General features: G+C 67.6%; 28 protein-coding genes. 16 read left to right on the forward strand and 12 right to left on the reverse strand.

What is annotated here, in order from left to right; all coding sequences use genetic code 11:
• The first annotated feature begins 73 nt into the window (after positions 1–73).
• A complete protein-coding gene (locus NS1_RS18095) occupies positions 74–1,216 on the forward strand; it encodes a GTP-binding protein (RefSeq protein ID WP_062986176.1) in 1,143 nt (380 codons plus the stop codon).
• A gap of 103 nt (positions 1,217–1,319) precedes the next feature.
• Here NS1_RS18095 and NS1_RS18100 read toward each other — a convergent pair whose 3' ends face one another.
• Complete coding sequence (locus tag NS1_RS18100; protein ID WP_062986178.1) at positions 1,320–2,456, reverse strand: epoxide hydrolase family protein; 1,137 nt, start codon at positions 2,454–2,456, stop codon at positions 1,320–1,322.
• A gap of 89 nt (positions 2,457–2,545) precedes the next feature.
• Here NS1_RS18100 and NS1_RS18105 point away from each other — a divergent pair, with 89 nt between their 5' ends.
• From NS1_RS18105 to NS1_RS18125, 5 genes are read left to right on the forward strand one after another with little or no spacing between them, the layout of a single operon-like run.
• Entirely contained in the window at positions 2,546–3,193 is a 648-nt protein-coding gene (locus NS1_RS18105) for a TetR/AcrR family transcriptional regulator (protein ID WP_062986179.1), read from the forward strand.
• 58 nt (positions 3,194–3,251) lie between these two features.
• Positions 3,252–3,674, forward strand: coding sequence for a VOC family protein (locus NS1_RS18110; protein ID WP_062986181.1), 423 nt, complete (start codon positions 3,252–3,254; stop codon positions 3,672–3,674).
• Between the two features lie 45 nt (positions 3,675–3,719).
• On the forward strand, positions 3,720–4,526 hold the full coding sequence (locus NS1_RS18115; protein ID WP_062986183.1) for an ABC transporter permease: 807 nt from the start codon (positions 3,720–3,722) through the stop codon (positions 4,524–4,526).
• A 43-nt stretch (positions 4,527–4,569) separates the two neighbouring features.
• On the forward strand, positions 4,570–5,328 hold the full coding sequence (locus NS1_RS18120) for an ABC transporter ATP-binding protein (RefSeq protein WP_084503812.1): 759 nt from the start codon (positions 4,570–4,572) through the stop codon (positions 5,326–5,328).
• 48 nt (positions 5,329–5,376) lie between these two features.
• Positions 5,377–6,357, forward strand: coding sequence for an ABC transporter substrate-binding protein (locus NS1_RS18125; protein ID WP_084503826.1), 981 nt, complete (start codon positions 5,377–5,379; stop codon positions 6,355–6,357).
• Between the two features lie 20 nt (positions 6,358–6,377).
• Here NS1_RS18125 and NS1_RS18130 read toward each other — a convergent pair whose 3' ends face one another.
• Entirely contained in the window at positions 6,378–7,622 is a 1,245-nt protein-coding gene (locus tag NS1_RS18130; protein ID WP_062986187.1) for a KasA/KasB family beta-ketoacyl-ACP synthase, read from the reverse strand.
• A 39-nt stretch (positions 7,623–7,661) separates the two neighbouring features.
• On the opposite strand from NS1_RS18130, the gene NS1_RS18135 reads away from it, so the two are divergent.
• The 5 genes from NS1_RS18135 (at position 7,662) to NS1_RS18155 (ending at position 11,240) form a co-directional block, all read left to right on the forward strand.
• Positions 7,662–8,222, forward strand: coding sequence for a TetR/AcrR family transcriptional regulator (locus tag NS1_RS18135; RefSeq protein ID WP_062986189.1), 561 nt, complete (start codon positions 7,662–7,664; stop codon positions 8,220–8,222).
• A 146-nt stretch (positions 8,223–8,368) separates the two neighbouring features.
• On the forward strand, positions 8,369–9,889 hold the full coding sequence (locus NS1_RS18140; protein WP_255284582.1) for an MFS transporter: 1,521 nt from the start codon (positions 8,369–8,371) through the stop codon (positions 9,887–9,889).
• A gap of 78 nt (positions 9,890–9,967) precedes the next feature.
• Positions 9,968–10,399 carry an SRPBCC domain-containing protein gene (locus NS1_RS18145; protein WP_056814881.1) on the forward strand — a complete coding sequence of 144 codons (432 nt, stop codon included), beginning with the start codon at positions 9,968–9,970 and terminating at the stop codon, positions 10,397–10,399.
• Positions 10,389–10,718, forward strand: a complete 330-nt coding sequence (locus NS1_RS18150; protein ID WP_062986191.1) for an ArsR/SmtB family transcription factor — start codon at positions 10,389–10,391, stop codon at positions 10,716–10,718. The genes NS1_RS18145 and NS1_RS18150 overlap by 11 nt, the downstream gene beginning before the upstream one ends.
• Positions 10,719–10,733: 15 nt before the next feature.
• Entirely contained in the window at positions 10,734–11,240 is a 507-nt protein-coding gene (locus NS1_RS18155) for an SRPBCC family protein (RefSeq protein ID WP_062986193.1), read from the forward strand.
• 30 nt (positions 11,241–11,270) lie between these two features.
• Here the strand turns inward: NS1_RS18155 and NS1_RS18160 are convergent, their stop codons facing one another.
• The 8 genes from NS1_RS18160 to NS1_RS18195 form a co-directional block, all read right to left on the reverse strand.
• Positions 11,271–12,062 (reverse strand): thioesterase family protein, encoded by a 792-nt coding sequence (locus tag NS1_RS18160; protein WP_062986195.1) that lies wholly within the window; start codon positions 12,060–12,062, stop codon positions 11,271–11,273.
• A gap of 111 nt (positions 12,063–12,173) precedes the next feature.
• Positions 12,174–13,823 carry a phosphomethylpyrimidine synthase ThiC gene (gene thiC / locus NS1_RS18165; protein WP_056814870.1) on the reverse strand — a complete coding sequence of 550 codons (1,650 nt, stop codon included), beginning with the start codon at positions 13,821–13,823 and terminating at the stop codon, positions 12,174–12,176.
• A 192-nt stretch (positions 13,824–14,015) separates the two neighbouring features.
• The gene (locus tag NS1_RS18170; protein ID WP_062986199.1) at positions 14,016–16,271 is read right to left on the reverse strand and encodes an MMPL family transporter; all 2,256 of its coding nucleotides are present in this window, start codon (positions 16,269–16,271) and stop codon (positions 14,016–14,018) included.
• Positions 16,272–16,407: 136 nt separating this feature from the next.
• Positions 16,408–17,586 (reverse strand): fumarylacetoacetase, encoded by a 1,179-nt coding sequence (gene fahA / locus NS1_RS18175; protein WP_062986425.1) that lies wholly within the window; start codon positions 17,584–17,586, stop codon positions 16,408–16,410.
• On the reverse strand, positions 17,583–18,785 hold the full coding sequence (locus tag NS1_RS18180) for a homogentisate 1,2-dioxygenase (RefSeq protein ID WP_062986201.1): 1,203 nt from the start codon (positions 18,783–18,785) through the stop codon (positions 17,583–17,585). The genes fahA and NS1_RS18180 overlap by 4 nt, the downstream gene beginning before the upstream one ends.
• 73 nt (positions 18,786–18,858) lie before the next feature.
• Positions 18,859–19,668, reverse strand: a complete 810-nt coding sequence (locus NS1_RS18185) for an exodeoxyribonuclease III (RefSeq protein ID WP_062986203.1) — start codon at positions 19,666–19,668, stop codon at positions 18,859–18,861.
• Between the two features lie 22 nt (positions 19,669–19,690).
• Positions 19,691–20,650: an N-acetylglutamate synthase, CG3035 family gene (locus NS1_RS18190; RefSeq protein ID WP_056814854.1), complete on the reverse strand. Its 960-nt coding sequence runs from the start codon at positions 20,648–20,650 to the stop codon at positions 19,691–19,693.
• A complete protein-coding gene (locus tag NS1_RS18195; RefSeq protein ID WP_062986427.1) occupies positions 20,640–21,230 on the reverse strand; it encodes a peptide deformylase in 591 nt (196 codons plus the stop codon). Before NS1_RS18195 ends, NS1_RS18190 begins: the two co-directional genes overlap by 11 nt.
• A gap of 172 nt (positions 21,231–21,402) precedes the next feature.
• Between NS1_RS18195 and napA the strand changes: the two genes are divergently transcribed.
• The 5 genes from napA to NS1_RS18220 all read left to right on the forward strand — a co-directional run bounded on the left by napA (position 21,403) and on the right by NS1_RS18220 (position 25,681).
• Entirely contained in the window at positions 21,403–21,738 is a 336-nt protein-coding gene (napA, locus tag NS1_RS18200; RefSeq protein ID WP_062986205.1) for a nucleoid-associated protein NapA, read from the forward strand.
• 42 nt (positions 21,739–21,780) lie between these two features.
• Positions 21,781–22,338 (forward strand): LytR C-terminal domain-containing protein, encoded by a 558-nt coding sequence (locus NS1_RS18205; protein ID WP_062986207.1) that lies wholly within the window; start codon positions 21,781–21,783, stop codon positions 22,336–22,338.
• Positions 22,339–22,427: 89 nt separating this feature from the next.
• Complete coding sequence (gene sodC / locus NS1_RS18210; RefSeq protein WP_062986209.1) at positions 22,428–23,123, forward strand: superoxide dismutase[Cu-Zn]; 696 nt, start codon at positions 22,428–22,430, stop codon at positions 23,121–23,123.
• 12 nt (positions 23,124–23,135) lie between these two features.
• Entirely contained in the window at positions 23,136–24,278 is a 1,143-nt protein-coding gene (locus tag NS1_RS18215) for a glutamate--cysteine ligase (RefSeq protein WP_062986211.1), read from the forward strand.
• A 50-nt stretch (positions 24,279–24,328) separates the two neighbouring features.
• Positions 24,329–25,681 carry a phosphatase PAP2 family protein gene (locus NS1_RS18220; protein ID WP_084503813.1) on the forward strand — a complete coding sequence of 451 codons (1,353 nt, stop codon included), beginning with the start codon at positions 24,329–24,331 and terminating at the stop codon, positions 25,679–25,681.
• Here the strand turns inward: NS1_RS18220 and mnhG are convergent.
• Positions 25,678–25,980 carry a monovalent cation/H(+) antiporter subunit G gene (gene mnhG / locus NS1_RS18225; protein ID WP_056814841.1) on the reverse strand — a complete coding sequence of 101 codons (303 nt, stop codon included), beginning with the start codon at positions 25,978–25,980 and terminating at the stop codon, positions 25,678–25,680. The genes NS1_RS18220 and mnhG overlap by 4 nt on opposite strands.
• Positions 25,977–26,237, reverse strand: coding sequence for a monovalent cation/H+ antiporter complex subunit F (locus tag NS1_RS18230; protein ID WP_062986213.1), 261 nt, complete (start codon positions 26,235–26,237; stop codon positions 25,977–25,979). The genes mnhG and NS1_RS18230 overlap by 4 nt, the downstream gene beginning before the upstream one ends.
• Between the last annotated feature and the right edge of the window lie 2 nt (positions 26,238–26,239).

The raw sequence follows: 26,239 nt of genomic DNA on the forward strand, positions 1-26,239 counted from the left end.
ACCCTACGGCCGCGCACACCGCCGCGAGACCCCGCCCGCGCACTGCAAATGAAAACCATTATCATTAACTCTCGTGACCAACACCCTGACACCTCTGCCCGTCACCGTCCTGTCCGGCTTCCTCGGCGCGGGCAAGACCACGCTGCTCAATCACATCCTCGCCAACCGCGACGGCCGCCGGGTCGCGGTCATCGTCAACGACATGAGCGAGGTCAATATCGACGCGGCGCTGGTCGCGGGCCAGGGGCACCTCGACCGCACCGAGGAGAAGCTGGTCGAGCTCACCAACGGCTGCATCTGCTGCACCCTGCGCGAGGACCTGATCGAGGCCGTCGCCCGCCTGGCGCGCGCGGGTCGGTTCGACCAACTGGTGATCGAGTCGACCGGTATCTCCGAGCCCATGCCGGTGGCGGCCACCTTCGACTGGGAGTTCGACGACGGGTTCCGCCTCGGTGACATAGCCCGCCTCGACACCATGGTCACCGTCGTCGACGCCTCCACCTTCCTGGCCGAACTGGTTCGCGGCCAGGCGCTGGCCGACCGCGATCTCGCGGCGGGTGAGGGCGACGGGCGCTCGATCGCGGATCTGCTGGTCGACCAGGTGGAGTTCGCCGATGTGCTGCTGATCAACAAAACCGACCTGGTCAGCGCGAACGCGGCGGCCACCGTCGAGGCGACCGTGCGCAAGCTCAACCCTCGCGCCCACGTGCTGCGCACCGAGAAGAGCATCGTCGACCTGTCCGAGGTGCTCGCCACCGGCCGCTACAACCCGGAGGTCGCCGCCGAATCGGACGGCTGGGCGGCGGAACTGGCGGGCGGACATACCCCGGAGACCGAGGAATACGGGATCAGCAGCATCACCTTCGTCGCCGATCGTCCCTTCCATCCGCAGCGCCTCGCCGACGTCTTGGCGCACATGCGGGGGATGTTGCGCAGCAAGGGATTCTGCTGGATCGCGAGCCGTCCGGAGCTGGCGGCGATCTGGTCGCAGGCCGGACCGAATATCACCTTCGAGCCCGGCGCGTGGTGGTCGGAGCTGGAAGTGCCCGCGGGACAGGAACTCGTCTTCATCGGGGTGCGTCTCGACGCGCCCGACGTGCGGCGCCGACTCGACGCCGCGCTGCTCACCGAGGCGGAGTTCGCGGCGGGCGCGAACGCGTGGACCGGCTACGCGGATCCGTTCCCGGCCTGGGCCGACTTGCACGTGCATTACTGATTGGCATCTTTGGTGCGCGTATCACACTGCGCTGGTGCATGATTCGAATGGGTCGCGACCCACGCACCGATGAGGGGAGCGTGGGCCGCGGCACCTGATCGAATCAGGCGAGCCCGTTGAAGAACTCGCGGATGTCGCTGACCAGCACCTCGGGCGCCTCGTGCGCGGCGTAGTGCCCGGCTGCGTCGTTGGCGCCGCCCTTGCCCGCGCTGGTGTCGTAGGAGTTCCAGCTGACGATCTTGCTGTGGTCACGCTCGGCGAACCGGCGAATCGACTGGAAATCGCCGGCGAACATCGCCAGCCCGGTGGGGACCGTGGTCGGTTCGGTCGGCTGCTCGGCGGCGTGCGCGTCCTCATAGTAGAAGCGCAGCGACGAACCGGCAGTCCCGGTGAGCCAGTACAGCGCCACGTTCGCGATCACGAACCGCGCGTCGAGCGTTTCGCCGAACAGCTGCGCGTTCCAGCCGAGCAGGCCCACCGGGGAATCGGCCAGCGCGTAGGCCAGGGTCTGCGGCTGCTGGCTGTGCAGGGTGTTGAAGGCCATCTTGTTCTCGTGGAACCACTGAAGATGTTGCAGCGCGGCCATATCCGCCTCGGAGAGGCCCTCGAATTCGGCCGGGTCGCCGGACGGGAACGAGAACAGCTGGGTGACGTGCACGCCGATCACGTTGTCGGGCGCGATCCGGCCGATTTCGGGGGAGACCATCGAGCCGCCGTCGTTGCCGATGGCGCCGAAGCGCTCGTAGCCGAGGCGGGCCATCAGCTCGACCCAGGCGCGAGCGGTGCGGTAGCGGTTCCAGCCGGTGCTGCGGGTGGGGCCGGAGAAGCCGAAACCGGGCAGCGAGGGGATGACCAGGTGGAAGGCGGGCTGATCGGCCGATTCCGGCTCGGTGAGCGGCGCGATCACGTCGAGGTATTCGAGGATCGAACCGGGCCAGCCGTGGGTGAGGACCACCGGCGTCGCATCGGGGCGCGAGGAGCGGATGTGCAGGAAGTGGATGTCCTCCCCGTCGATCTCGGTGGTGAACTGCGGGTAGGCGTTGAGCTCGGATTCCAGCGCGCGCCAATCGAACTCTTCGAGCCAGTACTCGGCGAGGCCGCGGACGCGACCGGCCGGGACGCCGTAGGCATCGCCGACGCCGGGCAGCTCGTCCGGGAACAGCGCGCCGCGCAGGCGGCCGGCGAGATCGTCGAGCTGGGCCTGCGGAACTTCGATCCGGAACGGGGTGATGGCGGCCATGTCGACTCCTCTTATTGAAACGGAATGTTTCGTTCTGTTTCAAACATAGCAGAACGGATCGTTCCGTTTCAAGTGGTAGCCTGATATTCATGCCGAAGCAGACCGAAACCGCAGATCAGCCCCGCTTGCCCGGCCGCAAGGCGCAGGCCGCGCGCAACGACGGACTGATCCTCGACGCCGCCCGCGCGGTGTTCCTCGACGATCCGAACGCGCCGATCGCCGCCGTCGCCGAACGAGCGGGGGTCGGGATCAGCGCGCTCTACCGGCGGTATCCGAGCAAGGAGGTGCTGCTGCGCACGCTCTGCCACGAAGGGTTGCGGCGTTTCAACGCCGAAGCCGATGCGGCACTGGCGGATTCGGACGGTTGGCGCGGATTCGTCGGATTCCTGGAACGGGTGGTCGAGGCCGACGTGCACTCGCTCACCGCGCGCCTCGCGGGCACCTTCACCCCCGACGAATCGATGCTTCCCGACGTCATGCACTCGGGCGAGGTCGGCGAGGAGCTGGTTCGCCGCGCCCACGCGAGCGGACGTCTGCGCCCCGACATCGACGCACTCGATCTCGGCCTGATCCTCGAGGCCTGCGCCGCGATCACGATGCCCGACCCGGTCCGCACCGCCGAACTGCGTCAACGGGTACTGGCGGTGATAGTGGACGGGCTCACCGCCGAGGGTGATCTGCCCGGGCCGCCCCCCGCCCCCGGAGAATTCGCGTGGCGATGGGAACGCAAGTCCTGATCGGCTCGGAGCTGGCAGACTTGGCGCGTCACCCCGGACTACAACGCGGAGGCGCGTAGTGAACTGGACTCTGGAAGTTGTGATCGTCCCGGTCTCCGATATCGACCGGGCCAAGGATTTCTACGCCGACCGACTCGGCTTCACCGTCGACCACGACTCGGTGATCTCCGACGACGCGCGCATCGTGCAACTCACCCCGCCCGGCTCCGGCTGTTCGATCGTCATCGGCAAGGGCGCGGTGCCGGAGATGCCGCCTGGCTCGCTCAAGGGCCTGCAGCTCGTGGTCCCCGATATCGAGCAGGCGCACGCGGAGCTGGTGGCGCGCGGAGTCGAGGTCAGCGAGGTGCAGGAGCTCGGCAAGAATCCGCGGCCGGTCCAACACCCGCTCGACAATGTCGGCTTCGTCTTCTTCAGCGACCCCGACGGCAATGGCTGGGCAGTGCAGCAGATCTCCAGCAGAGCCGATAAATCCTCGAGCTGATTCGAACCCTGTCGGTATATCGCTTCCGGCGGGCACCATGCTCGCATGCTGTTGGAGAGGCCCACCGAAACCGACGAGCGACGGATCCCGCTGTACCGCCGCCCGGGGTTCCTGCGCGCGCTCTCGCCGATCGCGCTGTTGATCATCTGGCAGCTCGCCAGTACCAGCGGCGCGATCCCCGCCAAGAAGCTGCCCGCTCCGTCCGCGGTGCTCGACGCGGGTCTGGAAACCTACCGCTCCGGCCAGCTCACCGAGGCTCTGCTGGTCTCCGGCCAGCGGGCCTTGTACGGCTTCGCGCTCGGCGCGGTGCTCGCGCTGGTGCTCGGCGTGCTCGCGGGCCTGAGCAAGATCGGTGAATACGCGGTCGACCCGCCGTTGCAGATGATCCGCACCATCCCGCTGTTCGGTCTGATCCCGCTGTTCATCATCTGGTTCGGCATCGGCGAGGAACCCAAGGTCTACCTGATCGCGCTCGGCGTGTTCTTCCCGCTGTACCTCAATACCTTCTCGGGCATCCGCCAACTGGACCCGAAACTGCTCGAGCTCGGCAGCGCCCTGCACCTCGGACTCGCCGAACGTCTGCGCCTGCTCGTCCTGCCCGGTGCCCTGCCGCAGATCCTGGTCGGCGCGCGCCAGAGTCTCGGCATCGCCTGGCTCTCGCTGATCGTGGCCGAACAGATCAATGCCAGTGCGGGACTCGGCTTCGTCGTCAACAACGCTCGCGAATTCCTGCGCACCGACATCGTCGTATTCGGCCTGGTGGTCTACAGCCTGCTCGGCCTGCTCACCGACTCGATCGTGCGCCTGCTCGAACGCCGCGCCCTGCGCTGGCGCCCGGCGGTGCACCGCTGATGTCCGCCGCCACCCGCCGCCGTTCGATCACGAGGTTCCCATTATGACCGCTGCCGCCGCCACGACTGTCACCCCTATCTCCGCTCGGTCGGCCCGGGTGCCCGCCGCGCGAATCAGCGGGCTGAGCAAGCGATTCGGTGAACGAAGCGTGCTCGACGGGATCGATCTCGAGATCGGCGCGGGCGAGATCGTCGCGCTGGTCGGACGCAGCGGCTCGGGCAAGTCCACCCTGTTGCGCATCCTCGGCGCACTCGATACCGCCACTCGCGGTGAGGTTTCCGTCGAGGGCAGGCCGACGATCGTCTTCCAGGAAGCACGGTTGATCCCGTGGCAGCCGGTGGTGCGCAATGTCGCCCTCGGCAGGCCGAAGCCACGCCATCGACGTGCCGACGAGCAAGCCGCCCGCGACCTGCTCGCCGAAGTCGGCCTCGCGGGCCGCGCCGACGCGTGGCCGCTCACCCTGTCCGGCGGTGAGGCCCAACGTGCCGCGCTGGCAAGGGCATTGGTGGCCGAGCCGACCCTGCTGCTGCTCGACGAGCCATTCGGCGCCCTCGACGCCCTGACTCGGTTGACGATGCACGACCTACTGCTTCGCCTGCACGCCCAGCGCGAATTCGGCGTCCTACTGGTGACCCACGACGTGCTCGAGGCGATCACTCTGGCCGACCGCGTCCTGGTTCTCGACGACGGCCACATCGCCGCCGACGTCCCCATCGAGCTGCCACGCCCACGCACCGCCGCCGCGCCGGAAGTCGCCGAATACGCGACGCAACTGCTCGCGCTGCTCGGCGTCACGCACTGAACCCCTCCCCACCGACGCACGAAAGTTGTTCCAGTGAAACGCAATCCGATGTCCTGTCTGGCAGCCCTCGCGCTCGCCGTTGCCGCAACGCTCACACTGAGCGCCTGCGGTGACGACGCGGCGACCGGGAGCGCACCCTCGGGTCCGGTCGACCTCAGCACCGTCACGCTGAAAGTCGGTGATCAGAAGGCGATTTCGATCGAGGTGCTGCTGAAGGCATCGGGACAGCTGGAGAACCTGCCCTACAAGATCGAATTCTCCACCTTCACCGCCGGTCTGCCGCTGGTCGAGGCGGCGAGCGCGGGCGGCATCGACATCGCCCAAACCGGCAACACCCCGGTGATCTTCGGCGCGGCCGCCGACGCCGACATCAAGATCGTCGGCGCGCTCTCGGCGACCGGCAAGGGCGACGCGATCCTGGTCGGCAAGGACTCGACGATCGCCTCCGTCGCGGCGCTGAAGGGCAAGAAGGTCGCCGTCTACAAGGGCAGCTCGGCCAACGCGAACCTGCTGCTGCAACTGCAGAAGGCTGGCCTGTCGCTGAGCGATGTCGAGCCGGTCTACCTCGCCCCCGGCGACGGCTACACCGCGCTCACCCGCGGTGACGTCGACGCCTGGGCAACCTGGGACCCCTACACCGCCATCGCGGAAAAGGAGATCGGCGCCAAGTCGATCGCCACCGCCGACCAGGCCGCCAACGGCTACAACTTCTGGGTAGCCGGCAACAAGACCGTCGCCGACGCGGGCAAGTCCGCCGCTCTCGCCGACTTCTTCCAGCGCTACGCCGCCGCCACCAAGTGGTCCTCGGACAACCTCGACGTCTGGTCGACCGAGTACGCAGAACTCACCCAGATCAGCGTGGACGCCTCCCGCACCACCTGGACCCGCTCGATCAAGGAGCCGATCAAACTGACCGACCAGGTCATCGCCTCCGAGCAGGAGATCGCCGACGCCTTCACCAAGGCCAAGGCCATCCCCGGCAAGGTCGACTTCAAGTCCTTCGTCGACACCCGCTTCGACAAGGCGTAACCCTCACCGAAATACCGCCGCTACGCTTTTCCGAACGCGAGCGCGACGTTGTGGCCGCCGAATCCGAACGAGTTGTTGAGCGCGTAGTCGATCCGCTGCGGTCGCGGCGTGCCCGCGACGATATCGAGGTCTATCGCCGGGTCGGCGTTGTCGAAATTCAGAGTGGGCGGCACTATCTGCTCGCGCAGGCTCAGGATCGTGAGTACCGATTCCAGCGCGCCCACCGCGCCGATCGAATGACCGAGCGCTGATTTCGGCGCGTACACCGAGGCGTCGGGAGTGACCGCGGTGATGGCCGCGGCCTCGGAGGCATCGCCGACCGAGGTCGACGTCGCGTGCGCGTTCACGTGGTCGATATCGGAAATCCGCAGCCCCGCTGTGTGGATCGCCTTGCGCATCGCGCGCGCCGCGCCGGCGCCCGCCGGGTCGGAGGCCACGATGTGGAAGGCGTCGGAGGTGATGCCCGCGCCGAGCACTCTGGCGTGGATCCGCGCACCACGCGCTGTCGCATGCCGCTCGGATTCGAGCACGAGCAGCGCGCCCGCCTCACCGAAGACGAATCCGTCGCGGTCGCGGTCGAACGGACGGGAGGCGCGCTCGGGCTCGTCGTTGCGGGTGCTCATCGCCCGCATCATCGCGAAGCCCGCGATGGGAACGGGGTCGATGTGACCCTCGACCCCGCCGGTGACCACCACATCGGCCTCGCCGGTGCTGATCAGCCGCCACGCGTGCGCGATCGCCTCCGACCCCGACGAGCAGGCCGAAACCGGCGCGAAAACCCCACCCTGCGCGCCGATTTCGAGTCCGACCGTGGCGGCGGGTCCATTGGGCATCACCATCGGCACGGCCAGTGGAGAGACCTTGCGGTAGCCGCCCGCCCGCATCGCGTCGACGGCATCGATCAGCGCGTCCCCGCCGCCGAGGCCGGTACCGATGGCCACGGCCAGCCGCTCACGGTCGACTTCCGGCGTGCCCGCCGCCTGCCAGACCTGTCTGCCGAGGGTGAGGGCCATCCGTTCGACATAGGAGTGCCTGCGCTGCTCGATCCGCGTGAGCTCGGCATCGGGCGAGGTGACCAATGGCCCGCCGATGCGCACCGGCAGATCGTGTTCCGCGAGGAATTCCGCGGGTAGAGCGCGGATTCCGCTCTCGCCACGCAGCAGCCGCGACCAGGTCTCGTCCATGGTGTCGGCCAGTGCTGTGGTCGCCGCGTACGCAGTCACCACGACGCCGTCCCGAGTTTCTGAAGCGATCGGTACAGTCATGATGTCATGAATACCTGTAGCACTCGCTACAGTCAACCCATGGCCCGTCCTCTCGACCACCGCAAGCGCGCCGAGATGCTGGCCGGCGTCGTCGCCTATATCGCGTCGCACGGCTTGGCCGAGCTCTCGCTGCGACCGCTGGCCGCGGCGCTCGGGACCAGCTCGCGCATGCTGATCTACTACTTCGGAACCAAGGAAGAACTACTGGTCCAGGCTTTGGCGACACAGCGACCCGACCTTGCCGCGCTGTTCGCCGACATCGTGGAGCCCGCGCAGCTACTCGAGCGGCTGATCGGCTTCTTCGACTTGAATTCCGATGGTGCCGAAGCCGACAGCGTGCGGGTGCTGCTGCAGGTGCTCGGTGCCGCGTGTGCCCCCGGCTCGCCGTACCAGGACTACGCCAACGCCGCGATCGCCACCTTTGTCACCGAACTCGCCGCCGCGCTCCGCCGGACCGGGCTGGCCGAGGATCCCGAGGTGGTGTCCACGCTGCTGGTCTCGGGATTACGCGGCATCATCCAGGACCGTGTGATCACGGGCGACCGGGAACGCACGGGCCGCGCCGCGCGCACCCTCATCGAGGCGGTCCTGCCCGGCTGAGCACCCGTCGGTGATCGGCCAGAGTCGGCCTTCGCGTGCTCGGATCGCGGCCGGACCTGCCGCGAGCGTTGCGGGGCGGGCACCACTGTTGTGGGTAGCTTGTCGTCAACGGAGTCGAGGGCCGAGCGGTCGGTGAGGTGGCCAGGGTGAGCGAAGCGCGGGACGAGTCCTACGGGTCGGTGCGCTGGGTGATGCTCGGGGTGTTGTGCGCCAGCCTGTTGCTGGTGGCGATGGATGCCACGATTCTCAATGTCGCGTTGCCGTCGCTGATCGAGGATTTGCAGGTCGGGCCGCTGGAACAGCTGTGGATCATCGATATCTACGGGCTCGTGCTCGGCGGACTGCTCATCACCACCGGTGCGCTCGGTGACCGGGTGGGGCGAAAGCTGTTGTTCATCAGCGGGTTCGTGCTGTTCGGCATCGCTTCGGTGGTCGCGGCCACCGCCGGGAGCTCGGCCCAGTTGATCGGCGGGCGGGTATTGCTCGGGATCGGCGGTGCGATGGTGATGCCGTCGACGCTGTCGCTGATCCGCAACATCTTCACCGACGTGCGCGAACGCACCATGGCCATCGGGATCTGGGCGGCGGTCGCCGGTGTCGGCGCCACGGTCGGGCCCATCGTCGGTGGGTTCCTCGTCGAGCACTTCGGGTGGGCGTCGGCGTTCTGGCTCAATGTGCCGGTGGTGGTCGTGACGGTGGTGGTGGGGCTGTGGGTGTTGCCGGAATACCGTGCGCCGCAGGCGGGCAGCCTGGACTGGTTCGCCGCGGCGCTGTCGGTGGCGGGCATCGTCTGTCTGGCGTGGGGCATCAAGCACCTCGCGAAAGGTGAAGCGAGTGAGGTGGACTGGACGATCCTGGTCATCGGCATCGCCGCGCTGGCCTGGTTCACCCGCCGTCAGCTCACCGCCACCGACCCGCTCCTCGACGTGCGGCTGTTCCGCAACGGCGCGTTCACCGCGGCGGCCGTCGCGACGCTGCTGGCCATGATGGCGATCGGCGCGGCCATGTTCCTGATCTCGATGTGGCTGCAATACGTCCACGGCTACAGCCCGTCGCAGGCGGGCATCCGGATGTTGCCCGCCGCGCTCACGCTGCTCACCGCGTCCCTGCTCACGCCGTTTCTGATGGAGAAGTTCGGTGTCCGCGCGGTGCTCGCTTTCGGTCTCGGCGCTGTTGCGCTGGGCTTCCTGCTGTTGGCGGTGAGTCCGGAACCCACCACCTATCCGGTGGTGGCGCTGGTGCTGGTGTCGTTCGGTCTCGGCGACGGCATGGCCGTGACGGCGGCGGCCGCCGTCCTGGTCGGCGCCGTGCCCGCGGACCGGGCGGGCCAGGCGGGTGCGGTGGAGGAGACCAACTACGAGGTCGGCGTCGGTTTCGGCGTCGCCCTGCTCGGCAGTCTGCACGCCAGGATCTTCAGTCAGCACATGACGGGCCTTCCCGTCACCGCCGACAAACTGGACCAGGCGAGCGGTTCGATCGGCGGGGCGGCCGAGGTGGCCACCGACCTCCCCGAACCCGCCCGCAGCGAACTCGCCCATGCCGCCGGCCATGCCTTCGACGTCGCCCTCACCACCACGTCCTACATCTCGGCCGCCGTCGTCGCGGTGGTGGCTGTCGGCACGGTCTGGCTGGTCCCGAAAGGCTTCCGCGTCACCGGCGACCACTGAGGCCGCACCCTTGACGCAACCCAAAGGTTGCAATACTCTGAGTTGCAACCAGTCAGTTGCAATATATGAGGAGGCATCATGGGATTCCCTGATCAGATCGTCCGGACCGTCGAGCTCGCGCATCCGCCCGCCAAGGTATGGGCGGCCATCACCACCGCGGAAGGGCTGGGGAGCTGGTTCGGCAATACCGCCGAGATCGACCTGCGGCCGGGTGGCGACATGCGAATGACCTGGAAGGAAGGGTTCGCCGCCGACATACGGGTGGAGCGGGTCGAGGAGCCCTCGGTGTTCGGCTACACCTGGCCGATCAACGGACTGCCCGACGACGACCCGCGACGCACCTATGTCGAATTCAGCCTCGAGCCGGTCGGCGACGGCACCCGGCTGACCGTCACCGAGACCGGCTTCGCCCAGCTGCCCGACGAGGCGCACAAGGAGGCCTTCGAGGGCAATGTCGGGGGCTGGAAGAGCGAGCTGGGCGAGCTCGTCGAGTACCTCGATGCGGCCTGAGCTGGAGGCCACCGCCGAACGGGTCTTCGTCGCGCTGGCCGATCCGAGCAGGCGGTCGGTACTGGCCGCACTCGCCGCGCACGGTCCGGCCACCGCGACCGACCTCGCCGATCGGCTGCCCATCACCCGGCAGGCGATCGCGAAACACCTTGCCCTGCTTGCGGACGCGGGCCTGGTGATCGCGGAACCAGGGGAGCGGCGGCGCGTGCGCTACCGCCTCGATTCCGCCCCGATGCAAGTGGCACAACAATTCCTGGCCGCCATGGCCCGCGACTGGGACAGGCCATTCGACGCCCTCCGGAAGTACTTGGACGGCTGAACCGAAGGAAAAACTATGAGCGACAACAACTTCACCGCGACCACCACCGTCCACGCGAGTCGCGAGGAAGCGTTCGCGGCGATCAACAACGTCCGCGGCTGGTGGAACGAAACCATCGAAGGAGCCACCGGCACCGTCGGCGACAGCTACCGCTTCGAGGTCCCCGGCGCCCACCGCTGCACGATGACCACCACCGAGTCGATCCCCGGCGAGCGCCTGGTCTGGCACGTCACCGACGCCCACATGTCTTTCATCGCGGACACCGCCGAATGGGAGGGCACCGACGTGGTTTTCGACCTCATCGACCGTGACGGTGCCACCGAGATCCGCTTCACCCATGTGGGTTTGCGGCCCGCCGACGAATGCTACGAAGTGTGCGCCAATGCCTGGGGCGGCTATATCACCAAGAGCCTGTACGAGCTGATCACCACCGGCACCGGTGACCCGTTCCGTACCGACAGCACCTTCGATTCCGAACTACTCAAGCATGGCAACACCGACCTGGTGAAGCCGCGTCACTGAGTCCCGCGACCCCGCGAGATCCGGCTGCCGCTAGCGCGGTGCCAGCAGCAGCGTTTGGGTGCTGCGACCCAACGGCCCGGTCTCGTCGAACAGCGCGGATTCGGCGAGGCCGATGCCGTGCGGCTGCGGATGGGTGACCGCGTCGAGGCACACCCACTCGCCCACCGGCTGACGATGCAGGGTGACGATGAGGTCGGTATTGATGAACAGGTATTTCGACCAATCGAGGACCGAGCTGACCCCGTTGCCCGAATCAGCGGCGGCCAGTGCGCGTTCCAGCGGACTCGGGGTCGTGCCCGCGACGATCGGGTACTTCAACCGGATCCAGCAGACCGCAGGGCCCGGTGCGGCGAAAGAGCCCGCGTTGAATCGATATTCGATGCCGGTGTGGAAACCGATCTCCTGATCTGTCGGAAACTGCTCCGGCTCGGCCGCCGCGGGCGGCGGCCTGGTGCCGGTCGGCAGGAACTCGGTGGGCAGATCGAGAGGCGTCTCGGCGATCTTGAGCCGCCACGCGTTGGCCTGCATCACCGGCCCGCGCTCCGACGACAAGGTCGCCTCGATCAGTTCGACACTGCGCCCCGACCGCACCACCCTCGCCTGCGCGGTGAGCGGAGCCAGCGGTACCGGCCCGAGAATCTCGACGGCGACCCGTCCGACCTGGAACCCCGGTCGCGGCTCACATCGCTCGATCACATGCCCGAGCAGCGCCGACGGCGGTCCGGCATGCTGCGCGTCCGGCGACCACGGGCCTCGGGTCAGCTCGGTCGAGAGGTATCGGTTCGGGTCCGCGGGGTCTCGGCGGTAGAAGGCATCGGCCACCCGGCCGACGTTACCCCGCGCAACGATCCCGGGCAGCCGTGGTGCTCCAGCGAGGGCGACGCCCGCCCGATCGCGGCGATCGGACGGGCGTCGGCGGTGGTGGAGCAGTGGTCAGGAGACGACCGGGAGGTACACCTTGCTGCCCTGGTCGGCGAACTCGGCGGACTTCTCGGCCATGCCCGCCTCGATCGCGGCCACATCGGTGAGCCCCTGCTTCTCCGCGTACTCGCGCACGTCGGCGGAGATGCGCATCGAGCAGAACTTCGGACCGCACATCGAGCAGAAGTGGGCGGTCTTGGCGGGCTCGGCGGGCATCGTCTCGTCGTGGTACTCGCGGGCGGTGTCGGGATCGAGCGAGAGCGCGAACTGGTCGTGCCAGCGGAATTCGAAACGGGCCTTGGACAATTCGTTGTCGCGGTCCTGGGCGTGCGGGTGTCCCTTGGCGAGGTCGGCGGCGTGGGCGGCGATCTTGTAGGTGATCACGCCGACCTTGACGTCGTCGCGGTTGGGCAGACCGAGGTGCTCCTTGGGCGTGACGTAACAGAGCATCGCGGTGCCCGCCTGGGCGATGATCGCGGCGCCGATGGCCGAGGTGATGTGGTCGTAGGCGGGCGCGATATCGGTGGCCAGCGGGCCGAGGGTGTAGAACGGCGCCTCTTCGCAGAGCTCTTCCTCGAGCTTCACGTTCTCGACGATCTTGTGCATCGGCACGTGGCCGGGGCCTTCGATCATCACCTGCACGCCATAGGATTTCGCGATCTTGGTGAGCTCGCCGAGGGTCCGGAGTTCGGCGAACTGGGCCTCGTCGTTGGCGTCGGCGATGGAGCCGGGACGCAGGCCGTCTCCGAGAGAGAAGGTCACGTCGTACTTCGCCAGGATCTCGCACAGCTCACGGAAGTGCGTGTACAGGAACGATTCCTGGTGATGCGCCAAACACCAAGCGGCCATGATGGATCCACCGCGCGAGACGATGCCGGTGACGCGCTTGGCGGTGAGCGGGATGTAGCGCAGCAGCACGCCCGCGTGCACGGTCATGTAGTCGACGCCCTGCTCGCACTGCTCGATCACGGTGTCGCGGTACATCTCCCAGGTGAGCTTGGTGGGATCGCCGTTCACCTTCTCCAGCGCCTGATAGATCGGAACGGTGCCGATCGGGACCGGGGAATTGCGCAGGATCCACTCGCGCGTCTCGTGGATGTTCTTGCCGGTGGACAGGTCCATGATGGTGTCGGCGCCCCAGCGTGCGGCCCACACCATCTTCTCGACCTCTTCGGCGATCGACGACGACACCGCCGAGTTGCCGATATTGGCATTGATCTTGACCAGGAACTTCTTGCCGATGATGGTCGGCTCGAGCTCAGGGTGGTTGTGGTTGGCCGGGATCACCGCGCGACCGAGGGCGACCTCGTCACGCACCAGCTCGGGCGAGACACCCTCGCGGGCGGCGATGAACCGCATCTCGGGGGTGATGATGCCCTGGCGAGCCCAGGCGAGCTGGGTCGGCGGGCCGTCGACGGAGGGGGTGTCCCATTCGTCGCGCAGTTTCGGCAGGCCGGCATCGAGGTCGATCACCGCGTTGTCGTCGGTGTACGGGCCGGAGGTATCGAACACGTCGAAGTGTTCGCCGTTCGTGAGGTTGATCCGGCGGACCGGAATCCGCAGGCCGTCGACCTCTTGGTAGTGCTTGACGCTGCCCTGGATCGGCCCCGTGGTGACGGTGTCGACGGGGGTGCCCCCGGTGGAAGACGTGGCTGTGCCCATGACTGTTCCTCCCTACGCCGGCATTACCCGGTCAGGTTCATACGGTCGACGGCCCTGAACGCCCGATGAGGCTAGCCGTCCTCTCAGCCCGCTGGTGCGAGCCCCCGTTGGTGTGAATTGCCCCGCCGACGTTACCCGCCGGGGATCGCGACCCGCCCGGGGACAGCCGGACGGGTCGCGCGCGAGCGCTCGCTACACCGACGCCGAGTCGAGCTGCTTCGGCGTGTCGTGCGTGCTGTCCTCGGCCTCATGGAGCCCGAACTTGTTGTGCAGCACCACGAGCGGCTTCGGCGACCACCAGTTCCAGGTGCCCATCATCCGCATGAGCGCGGGGGCGAGCAGGCCGCGGATCACCGTCGCGTCGCTGATCACCGCGAGCGCGCAGCCGAGGCCGAACAGTTTCATCATCGACACACCCGAGCTGGCGACGCCGAGGAACACGATGCTCATCAGTACCGCGGCGGCGGTGAAGATGCGCCCGGTGCGGGCCACGCCCATCGCGACGGCCTCGGTATTGCCCTCGGTGGTCTTCGGCCCGGCCAGCCATTCCTCGCGAATCCGCGACAGCAGGAAGACCTCGTAGTCCATGGACGCGCCGAAGGCCAGGCTGAACATGAGGATGGGCATGGCCAGGTTGAGGGTGCCGGTGGCGGTGAAGCCGAGCAGCCCCGACAGGTGGCCTTCCTGGAAGATCCACACCATCGCACCGAAGGTCGCCGCCAGCGACAGGATGTTGAGGATCAGCGCCTTCACCGGCAGCACCACGCTGCCGGTGAACAGGAACAGCAGCACCAGCGTGGTGAGCGCGATCAGCGCGCCTGCCAGCGGCAGTTTGCCGGTGATCGCGTTGACCGAGTCCTGGTTCAGCGCGGCCGGGCCGGTGATCAGGGCTTTCGACGGGGCGGGCACGGTGCGCAGGGTGTCGAGCTGGGCGCCGCCCGCGTCGGAGTAGGGGTCGAGCGTGGTGGCCACCGACAGGTAGGCGCCGTGCTGGGGGTCGGTCATCTCCGGCACGCCCGCCGCCACCCGCAGGCCGTTGCGATACACCGCCGCGCTGCTGAGGACGGCCGGTACGTCGGGCACCTTGGACAGGTCGCGGGCGTAGGTCTCGAGTTCGGCTGTGCTGCCACGGAATTCGGGCAGCACGATGGTCGCGCTCGACGCGAGATCGGCATCGAATTCGGTGCGAAGGATGTCGCCCACCTCACGACTGGCGACCTCGGTGGGCAGCGACCGGTCGTCGGGATAGCCGAACTGGACACCGAGGAACGGCGAGCCGAGCAGCAGCAGGAACGCGGTGGTGGCCAGCGCGATCGACATCGGCCGCTTCATCACGCCGACGACCAGGCCATACCAAAACGTCTGACGCGGCGCCTTCTCCGTGCCCGGAGCCAGCCGGAACAGTCGGCGCATCGGTGCGCGCAGGTCGCCCGCGTCGATGCGATCGCCGACCAGGATGAGCAGGGCGGGCAGCACGATCACCGCGGCCGCCGCCGCGGCCGCGACCACGGCGATGCCCGCGTAGGCGAAGGACTTGAAGAAGTACTGCGGGAACACCAGCAGCGCCGACAGCGACAGTGCGACGACCAGCGCCGAGTACACGACCGTGCGACCGGCGGTCTGGATCGCGCGGGTCACCGCCGCGGTCGGAGTAGCGCCCCCGGTCAATTCCTCGCGATACCGGCTGACGATGAACAGGCTGTAGTCGATCGCCAACGCGAGTCCGAGTGCGGTGGTCATGTTCAGCGCGAAGATCGACACGTCGGTGAGGGCGGTCAGCACGCGCAGAATGCCCAGCGAGGCCGCGATGGCGAACAGCCCGATCGCCACCGGCAGCGCGGCGGCCATGAGGCTGCCGAACACCAGTGCCAGCAGCAGACCGGTGATCGGGATCGCGATCGCCTCGGCGATGATCAGATCCTTGCTGATCTGGGTGTTGATATCGGCGAAGGAGGCGGCGAGCCCACCGGCCTTGATCGTGACCGGACCGCTGTCGACCTGGAGTTCTTCGGTCAGCTTCGCGGCCCGAATGGGCAGTTCGGCGTCGTCGCCCTCGATGCTCGCCAGGATCAGCGCGTGGTTGTGATCTTTGCTGAGCATGGCCTGTTTGAGATCGGGGCGCGCGGTCCAATACGACTGCACCCCGCTCACCTCGGGGTGGGTGCGCAGTACGGCGATCACATGGTCGGCGGCCTCGCGCGCGGCGGCGGAGTTCGCGACGTCCTCGGTGGAGATGTCGAGGACGTAGTTGGGCTCGCTACCGGGGAAGTGCTCGCTCAGGTATTGACTGGCCTGCACGGAATCGAGATCGGCGGTGACGAACCCGCCCGATTTCATGTGCGAGTGCACCGTGGCGCCGATCGCGCCACACAACACCATCAGTAACACTGCGACCGCGACCACCAACCGTGGTCGGGCAACGGCGGTGCGGGCGATTCTCGTCAACATCGTCGGGTGCCCTCTGTTCGGAAACGTTCGAACCGTCACCGTATCCCCGATCGATTCCGTCCGATACCGCCTCGGGGTGGAGGTGTGTCAAGTATCATCTCCGCCCCAGGGTGGACGCGCGACAGATCCGCTGGGGCTAGCCGGACGTGCGCAGGATTCGGCCACCGACTTCGCCGAGGCCGATTCGCCGCCCCTCGGTGCCCGGCGCGGTGGCGGTGATCGTCACCTGGTCACCGTCGGCCAGGAACGTACGTGTCTGATCGTTCACGGTAATGGATTGGGTTCCACCCCAGGACAATTCGATGAAGGACCCGCGTTGCGACGGCTCCGGTCCGGAAATCGTGCCGGAGGCGTAGAGGTCACCGGGGCGGATCGAGGCGCCGTTGGCGGTGAGATGGGCCAGCATCTGAGCGGGGGACCAGTACATGCGCGAATAGGGCGGGCGCGCCACGACTTCGCCGTTCCAGGCGACCGTGAGATCGATATCGAGGCCGTGGTCGTCGGCGCCGCGCAGGTACGGCAGCGGCTCGGGATCCTGTGCGGGGAGCGGCACCCGTGCCCGCGTCAGCGCGGAAAGGGGGGTGATCCAGGCCGACATCGAGGTGCTGAACGACTTGCCGAGGAACGGGCCGAGCGGCTGGTACTCCCAGGCCTGGATATCGCGGGCCGACCAGTCGTTGACCAGGGCGACGCCGAAGACGTGCTCGGTGAACTCGTCGACGGTGACCGGTGTGCCGAGCGTGGAGCCGGTACCGACGACGAAGCCCAATTCGGCCTCGATATCCAGGCGCTCGGACGGTCCGAAATCAGGTGTGCCGGAAGCTGCGCGGCGCTGGCCGCGCGGCCTGATGACGGGTGTATCCGAGACGACGACGGTGCCCGCCCTGCCGTGGTAGCCCACCGGTAGGTGACGCCAATTCGGCAGCAGCGGTTCACTGTCCGGGCGGAAGAGCCTGCCGAGGTTGGTGGCGTGGTCGATGCTGGCGTAGAAGTCGACGTAATCGCCGATCCGCACCGGCAACGCCATCCGTACCGAGGACACAGCATGGACCGCATCCACCGGCAGCGCGGTGTCGGCGAGTTCGCGCAGCCTGTCGCGGACTTCGCGCCACCGGTGATGACCCTGTGCGAGAAAGGCATTCATGTCCGGACGCGCGAACACCGAATCGTCCAGCAGCGCGGCCAGATCGAGCACAGCATCGCCCAATCGGGCCCCGACCCGGAATTCGCCGCCAGGCGGTGCGAAAACGCCGTAGGGCATGTTCTCCGCCCCGAACAGGGAATCGTCGGTGACCTCCACGCGCAGCAGGCTCATCCGAGCCCCGGCCCACGACCCGACCAGGTCCACGCGTACGCCGGATCTTCGCAGGCCAGTGCGCCCTCGCCGAGTTGCAGCGGCCGGAACGTATCCACCATCACCGCCAGTTCGTCGAAGAACTCCGCCCCGATGCTGCGTTCATAGGCGCCGGGTTGTGGGCCGTGCGCATAGCCGCCCGGATGCACCGACACCGAACCCTGGGTGATGCCGGAACCCTTGCGCGCCTCGTAGTTTCCGCCGCAGTAGAACATGATCTCGTCGGAATCCACATTCGAGTGGTAATACGGCACCGGAATCGACAGTGGGTGATAGTCGACTTTGCGCGGTACGAAATTGCAGATGACGAAATTGGTGGCTTCGAAGGCCTGATGCACCGGCGGCGGCTGATGTACGCGGCCGGTCAGCGGTTCGAAATCGGCGATATTGAAGGTGTACGGATACAGGCAGCCATCCCAGCCCACGACATCGAACGGATGCCTCGCGTAGGTCATCCTGGTGCCGATCACCTCGTTGCCCGCACGATGTTTGACCAGCACCTCCACGTCGGTGTCGCCGACGAGCAGCAATTCGAGTGGTCCGTGCAGGTCCCGCTCGCAATACGGCGCATTCTCCAGCAGCTGGCCGAATTTCGAGAGATAGCGTTTGGGCGGGGTGATGTGGCTCGACGCCTCGATCACATACGCGCGCAACGGTTCCTCGCCCATCGGCAGCCAGCGATGGGTGGTCGACCGCGGCATGAGTACCTGATCGCCCTGGTGTACCGGCAGGATTCCGAACACGCTCTCCACCACGGCCGCACCGGATTCCACGTATACCAGCTCGTCGCCGATGGCATTGCGGTACAGCGGTGAGGCGCCCTTGGCGACCACGTACGAGATCCGTACATCGGCATTGGCCAGCAGCAACCTACGTCCGGTCACCGGGTCGACCATCGTGGCCGTGTCGCCGGGAAACAGCAGTGGTAGCCGCAGATGTCGGTGGTGCAGTGGATGATTCGGCGTCAAAGTCTGGTCGGGCAGTTCCCAGACGGTCGCGTCGACGATGGCGGGCGGTAGACCACGGTGATACAGCAGCGAGGAGTCCCCGGAGAACCCCTCCTCGCCCATCAGCTCTTCGTAGTAGAGGTTGCCGCGCTCATCCCGATGCTGCGTATGCCGCTTCGGCGGCACCGTTCCGACCCGACGATAAAACGACATGAGGCGCACCTCCCGCTACGTTGCAGGCTGAAACTTCCACCTCCAACGTAACCGAGAACGCGCGGCAGTTCCGTCAGAATTCGGCGATGACGGGTGCGTGGTCGCTGGCGCCCTTTCCCTTACGTTCCTCGCGGTCCACCGACGCGTCCTTGATCCGGTCGGCGAGGGCGGGGGAGGCGAGGATGAAATCGATGCGCATGCCCTCCTTGCGGGGGAAACGCAGCTGGGTGTAGTCCCAATAGGTGTAGACGCCGGGGCCGGGGGCGAACGGGCGCATCACATCGCGGAATCCGAGATCGAGCATGGACTGGAACGCCTCGCGCTCGGGGGCGGAGGTATGGGTCTTGCCCACGAACAGCTCCGGCGCCCAGACATCGTCGTCGGTGGGGGCGATATTCCAGTCGCCGACCAGCGCGATCTCGGCCTGTGGGTTCTCGGCCAGCCAACCCGCCGCCTTGGCGTGCAGGGTCGAGAGCCAGTTCAGCTTGTAGGTGTAGTGCGGGTCGGCGAGCGTGCGGCCGTTGGGGACGTAGAGACTCCACACCCGCACCTCGCCGCAGGTCGCACCGAGCGCGCGCGCCTCGACCACCGGCGATTCGATCAGCGAATCGCCGGCGTCCTTGTCGAAGCCGGGCTGATCGGGGAAGGCGAGCTCGACATCGGTGAGCCCGACCCGCGACACGATCGCGACCCCGTTCCACTGATTGAGGCCCACGTGCGCCACTTCGTACCCCGCGGCCTCGAACTGCTCGAAGGGGAACTGATCGTCACGGCACTTGGTCTCCTGCAACGCCAGCACGTCGATGTCGTGGCGGTCCAGGAAGGCGATCGCCCGATCGACGCGGGAGCGGATCGAGTTGACGTTCCAAGTGGCGAGACGCACGGAAGTGACGGTCCTTTCGAGACTAATGACTCTGGGGGGCGGCGTAGCGATAGGCGTGGTGTTCGATGAAGCCGAGTTCGCGGTAGAGCGCGAGCGCGCCGGAGTTTCCCACCTCTACCTGGACGTAGGCGTGGCTCGCGCCCTGCTCGGCACCCCACCGGATCAGTTCGGCGCACAGCAGCGCGCCGAGTCCGTTGCGGCGGTGCGCGGTCGCTACGGCCACGCAGGTGAGGCCCACCCAGCGTCGGCCATCGGGGGCGGTGGTCACCGCGCCGCGGCCGATGGCCAGGGGCTCGGGCAGGCCGAGTGAGGCGAAGCCGAGGGTGCCGTCCAGGACCGAGGTGAGCACGGCCCGGTCCGGTTCGCGCACGGCGGGGTCGAGGGGGATCTCGCCGCGGTAGCGGTGTGTCCGAAGCCAACCGTCCTCGGGCTCGTCGGTGATCCGGACCATCGACGGGCCTTGCGGCAGGACGAAATTCGCGATGTCGAGACCGAGTACCACGGTCTCGCTCCAGGTGTTCCAGGTCGGCGGGACAGGGGCGAGCCGGTCGGGCAGCTGCAGCAGCAGCGGCAATCCCTGACTCGTGTACCAGTCCGCGATCTTGTGCATGGTGTCGATCGACAGCACCGCGGGCACACCCGACTCACCCAGCGGGACAGCCGAATTCGCACGTCCGGTGTAGCCGTTACCCGCCCGCACCAGCCAGCCGTCGATCCACAGATGAGCGCTGCCCGGCCAGGCCATGGCCGCCGCGGTCTCCAGCGACCGGATCTCCTTGGTGCGAATAGGCCGGGGCCCCAGTGCCTTCAACGCGACTACGCGATCGGCGGACACCGACACCAGCTCACCGTCGGCGGTGCGCACCGCCGGCGGCTCCAGCGACACCAGTTCGCCGATCACATCTGTGAGCGGTTGGGGATAACCCGCGGGCAGCTGGTACCGCATCACCACCCGCCGCCCGAGGGGAATGTCAGTCGTCATGACCGAACGGATCAGGAACGGTTCCCGGGATCCAGCTCAGACCCGGTGTGCCCCAGCCGTTTCGCTTGATCGCTTTCTTGGCGGCGCGGGCATTGCGGCCGATCAGCACGTCGACGTAGAGGAAACCGTCGAGGTGACCCACCTCGTGCTGCAGCATGCGCGCGAAGAAGCCGGTGCCCTCCAGCTCGACGGGTTCGCCGTTCTCATCGGTTCCGGTGACCTTCGCCCAGTCCGCGCGACCGGTCGGGAACTGCTCGCCGGGTACCGACAGGCAGCCTTCCTCGTCGTCATCGGGGTCGGGCATGGTCTCGGGGATCGCCGAGGTCTCCAGCACCGGGTTCACCACCGTGCCCCTGCGGCGAAGGGGGTTGCCGGTGGCGTCGAAGTCGGGGCAGTCGTAGACGAACAGTCGCTTGCCGACGCCGACCTGATTGGCCGCGAGGCCGACACCCTTGGACTCTTCGAGAGTGTCGTACATATCCGCGATGAGCTCGGCCAGCTCCGCGGGGGTCTCCGTCACCTTCGCGGTGGGGTTGTGGAGAACGGGGTCACCGACGATCACGATCGGGAGAATTGCCATGCTCGCCATTATCGCCGCTCGGCTGGGCCGATGATCCGCGGACCCCTGTGGGCAGCGCCACCCCTACTGGCCTTCAGTCAACACGCCGTGACATGGGTCGAAGGATCGGGGGATCCCATGGTTGAATGACGACGGTATTCACCCATCTCGTGATACTCGGCGAGGGAGCACGATGGACGGCGCAGCAGCTCGGGATGTCTCCGGGATCTCCGACGGCCCCACTGCGGGCGAACAGGATTCGGCGGCCGATGAGAGCACCGGTCTGAGTCGCCGCGAACTCGACATCCTGGACTTCGAGCGCAAATGGTGGAAATACGCGGGCGCCAAGGAAGACGCGATCCGCGAACTGTTCGCCATGTCGGCCACCCGGTACTACCAGGTGCTCAACGCGATCGTCGACTCCGAGGCAGCGCTGGCGGCCGATCCGATGCTGGTCAAGCGGCTGCGCAGGCTGCGGGCGAGCAGGCAGAAGTCGCGTGCCGCTCGCAAACTCGGTTTCCAGGTCTGACATGAGGGCCACACACCCGCCGTTGCGGCTAGGGTTGGGCGGGTGAGCAACCCGAACCCCACTCCCGGCGGCCCGCCGTTGCGCGCGCTGGCGATGGTGTTGATCGCGCTGGCCATCGTCTTCGCCGGTCTGGGTGCGATGTCGCTGTCGAACTCCGATGCCCTTGCCTCGGATACGGAGACCGAGACCACCACCTCCAGCGCGGTCGCGCAGGCACCGGCCACCACCAAGCCCGCGCCGACCACCACCAGCGCGGCCGCCTCGACCACGACGACCACCGTCGCGCCGACGACCACGACCGCGAGCACGACTCCCGCGGCGGGTACGGCGGATCAGGCTGTGCCGGTGCGGGTGCTGAACAACAGCCTCGTCGCGGGTCTGGCGGCGCGCACCGCGAGCGAGCTGACCACCGCGGGCTGGACCAATGTGAGCACCGGCAACTACAGCGGCGCGAACCTCACCACCACCACCGTGTACTACGGCGGCGGCACGGGCGACAAGGCCGCGGCCACCTCGATCGCCGAGCAGGTCGGCGGAACGGTCGCACCCAAAACGGGGGACACCTCACCGGGTGTCGTCGTCGTGCTGACCGGTCGCTGAACAAGGCGCGGCACGCGGTGCCGTAGGCCGTGTCGCCGCTGTGGCATCATCTTGAGCGGTATAGCCCCAGTCCGATAAGGAGTCTCCTGATGGCCACGTCGACAACTCGTCGCCCGTCCTGGCGCATTGTGACCCCGGTGCTCGCGGTCGCCGCGCTCGGGCTCGCAGCCTGCACCAACAGCCAGGAGTCGAGCGACGTCAAGGGCACCACGCCGCCGGTGTGGACCAGCTCGTCGGCGCCCGCGGGTGAAAGCGAAGGCCACGGTGGCGGTCACGCCGCATCGTCGGCGACCGCGGCCCCCGGCCACAGCGACGATCACGGTAGCGCGCCAGGCGGCCTGAAGGCCCCGCTCAAGAACGGTGCGGGCGCCGAGGTCGGCACCGCGACCATCGTGCAGGAGGGTGGCCACCTGGTCGTGACCGTCGAGGCGCGCGGCCTGACGCCCGGCTTCCACGGTCTGCACTTCCACCAGAACGGCACCTGCGAGGGCGACTTCGCCTCGGCAGGCGGGCATCTGCAGGTCGGCGGCGCTACCGCGCACCCGGCCAGCGGTGACCTCACCTCGCTGCAGGTCGGCGCCGACGGCTCCGCGAAGCTGGTCACCCGGACCGACACGGTCACCCTCGACAACGTCAAGGGCAAGGCGCTGATCATCCACGGCGGTGCCGACAACTTCGGCAACATCCCCCCGCGCTACACGCGCGAGGGTGGCACCGGCCCGGACGAGACCACCCTGAACACCGGTGATGCGGGCGCCCGGGTGGCGTGCGGCATCGTCGGTTAGCGAGGCGCACCCATGGCCGGGGCATTCGAGTCGGTTTCGTTTCGCGGTTCGCCCCGGCCGACCATCGGCATCGAGTGGGAGATCGCGCTCGTCGACAAGGTGACGCGTGATCTGTCCAACACCGCCTCGACGGTGTTCGACGCGGTCGGTGACCTGCGTGCGCACGACGGCACGCAGCAGGTCACCAAGGAATTGCTCCGCAACACAGTCGAATTGGTGACCGGGGTGCACGACACGGTCGGCGGCGCGGTAGAAGACCTGCACGGCACCATGAACGCGGTGCGGCGCGCGGCCGATCCACTCGGTGTCGACCTGTTCTGCGCGGGCACCCACCCCTTCGCTCAGTGGTCGACCCAACAGCTCACGCGCTCACCGCATTACGACGAGCTGATCGAACGTACCCAGTGGTGGGGCCGCCAGATGCTCATCTGGGGCGTGCACGTGCATGTGGGAGTTTCGCACCGGGACAAGGTCTTTCCGATCCTGAACTCGCTGCTGCTGTCGTATCCGCATCTGCTGGCGCTGTCGGCGTCCTCGCCTATGTGGTCCGGGGACGACACCGGGTACGCGAGCAACCGGGCACTGATGTTCCAGCAGTTGCCGACCGCCGGACTGCCGTTCCAGTTCGAGAACTGGCGTCAGTTCGAAGGTTTCGTCCACGACCAGATGAAGACCGGCGTGTTCGAACAACTCGGCGGCATGCACTGGGATATCCGGCCCGCGCCCAAGTGGGGCACCATCGAGGTGCGGGTATGCGACGGACTGTCCAGCCGGGCCGAACTGGCTTCGGTGGCCGCGCTGATCCACTGCCTGATCGTCGACCTGGACCAGCGCCTCGAAAACGGTGAGGACCTGCCGACGCTGCCGCCATGGCATGTGCAGGAGAACAAATGGCGGGCCGCGCGCTACGGACTCGACGCGATCGTGATCGTCGACGACGCCAGCAATGAGCGTTTGGTCACCGATGATCTGATGGACCTGCTCACCCGGCTCGAGCCGACCGCGAAGCGTCTGGGCTGTGCCGACGAGCTGGCCGCCGTGGCCGACATTCTCCGCCACGGCGCCTCCTACCAGCGGCAACGCCGGGTCGCCGCGCATACACAGGGCGATATGGTCGCGGTCGTCGACGCGCTGGTGCGCGAGCTGGATCAGTAGCGTTCAGCTGCGCGGGGAGTCGGCGTTAACCCGCCGTTTACGATGTCTGGATGCTTGTCGAACATCCGCGCGCCGTTTCGGGGGGTGCCACCCTCGGTTCTCGTCTGCGTGAACCACGCACACTCGCCGTTGTCGCCGTCGTCGCGGTGCTCGCGCTGCTGGTCGGACTGCAGATCGTCGCCTCGGTCAACGGGTTCGACGGTCCGTTGGCCAGCCTGGCCCGTGACTTCGTCGGGACGCCCAAGTCGATGTCGGTGCCGTGGGCCGGGCTCGTGCTCGCGCTTGTCGGGATCTCCACGCGCCGCCGGGTGATGGCGCTGGCCGCCGCGATCGGGATCGATGCGGTGTGGGTCGCGCTGCGACTCATCGACGGCAAGCCGTTCACCGTCGGCAACGGGCCGACGATCGTGCTGGCCGCGCTGGCGGTCGTCGCGGCGGTGCGCTGGCGAGGTCGTGAGCGCGTTGACGCGTTGACGGCCGTGGCGCTCGGTGCGCTGCTGGTGCTGGCCACCAAGGTCGGCGATGTGTGGTTGCACCTCACTTCGGCGCTGCGGCCGACCGTGCTCGACGAGTACGCGCTGCTCGCCGATCACGCGCTCGGTGATCCGTCGTGGGTTGTCGGGCGGGTGCTGGATGTGCTCGGGCCCGAGGTGTACGCGGTGCTGCACTGGGTCTACATCGAACTGCCGGTGGCCGCGATCGCGGTGGCGGTGTGGCAGCTGCGCAAGGTGGTCACGACCGGACAGTGGCCCAGCCACTATCTGGTGCGTACCTTCCTGGTGCTCGGTCTGGTCGGACCGCTGTTCTATGTGCTGTTCCCGATAGTCGGGCCGATGTTCGCGTTCGGGGCCGACGGGCACGGTTTCCAGGTGGGTAACTTCTGGCCCACCGCACTGCCCCCGCTCGACTCGAATCCGGCCGCGCTGCCGTTCGACGAATTCACCCCGCGCAACTGCATGCCCTCGATGCACACCGCGTGGGCACTGTCGCTGTTCATCCACACCCGCCGCGATGTCGACGGATCGCGCGCGCCGATCTGGATGCGCTGGGGCGGGGCATTCTGGCTGGCCGCCACGGTGACCGCGACGCTGGGGTTCGGCTATCACTACGGCGTCGACCTGGTGGCGGGCGCGGTGCTGTGCCTGACCGTCGAGTCGGCGTTGCGCGCGCCCGAGCGGGGCTGGGGCGCGTTCCGCATCCGGCTGGTCGGCTTCGGCACGGCGGCGTTCGCGGCGCTGCTGCTGTCCTACCGCTATCTGGCGGTGCCGATGGCGGAGTATCCGGTGGCCGCGGGCGCGATCGTCATCGGGCTGTTGGCTGCGGTGGCCATCGCCTTCCACAACACCTGGTTCGCCACCGCCCCCGAACCCGCCATCGAACGCATCGCCACGCCCGCCGTTTAGAACAACCCGTCGCGGTGACGCTGTTCTCGGTAGGCGGTGCGGCCGATGAGATGGGCGACGACCGGGGCCGTGATGATCGTGAACAAGCCCGTGAGGACGAGCATCCAGACATTGATGTCGTCGCGGATGTCGATGCCTGTGCCGACGAGCACCAGCAGGAGGCCGACCACCTGCGGTTTGGTGGCCGCGTGCATGCGGGTGAGGGTGTCGGGGAAACGGACGATGCCGATCGACGCGGTGAACGCGAGCGCGCAGCCGGTCAGGATCAGGACCGCCGATACCCATTCCCACCCGCTCATCGGTCGTCCCTGACCCGGAATCGGGTGACCGCGGACGAGCCGAGGAAACCGACGAGCGCGAGTGCCACGATCGCCGGGATCACCGTGGTGTCGTCGCTGTAGGCGGCCCAGACCGCGAGCCCGGAGGCGGCGATGGCCATCAGCGAATCGATGCCGACCACCCGGTCGAGGGTGCTCGGGCCCGCGAGTACGCGGTAGCTGGTGATCACCGCGGCGGCGGTGAGCAGGATGGCGGCGACAATCGCGACGACGGTCATGG

Origin of the sequence: Nocardia salmonicida NBRC 13393 (genome assembly GCF_001613085.1) — a bacterium.
Classification (GTDB): Bacteria; Actinomycetota; Actinomycetes; order Mycobacteriales; family Mycobacteriaceae; genus Nocardia; species Nocardia salmonicida.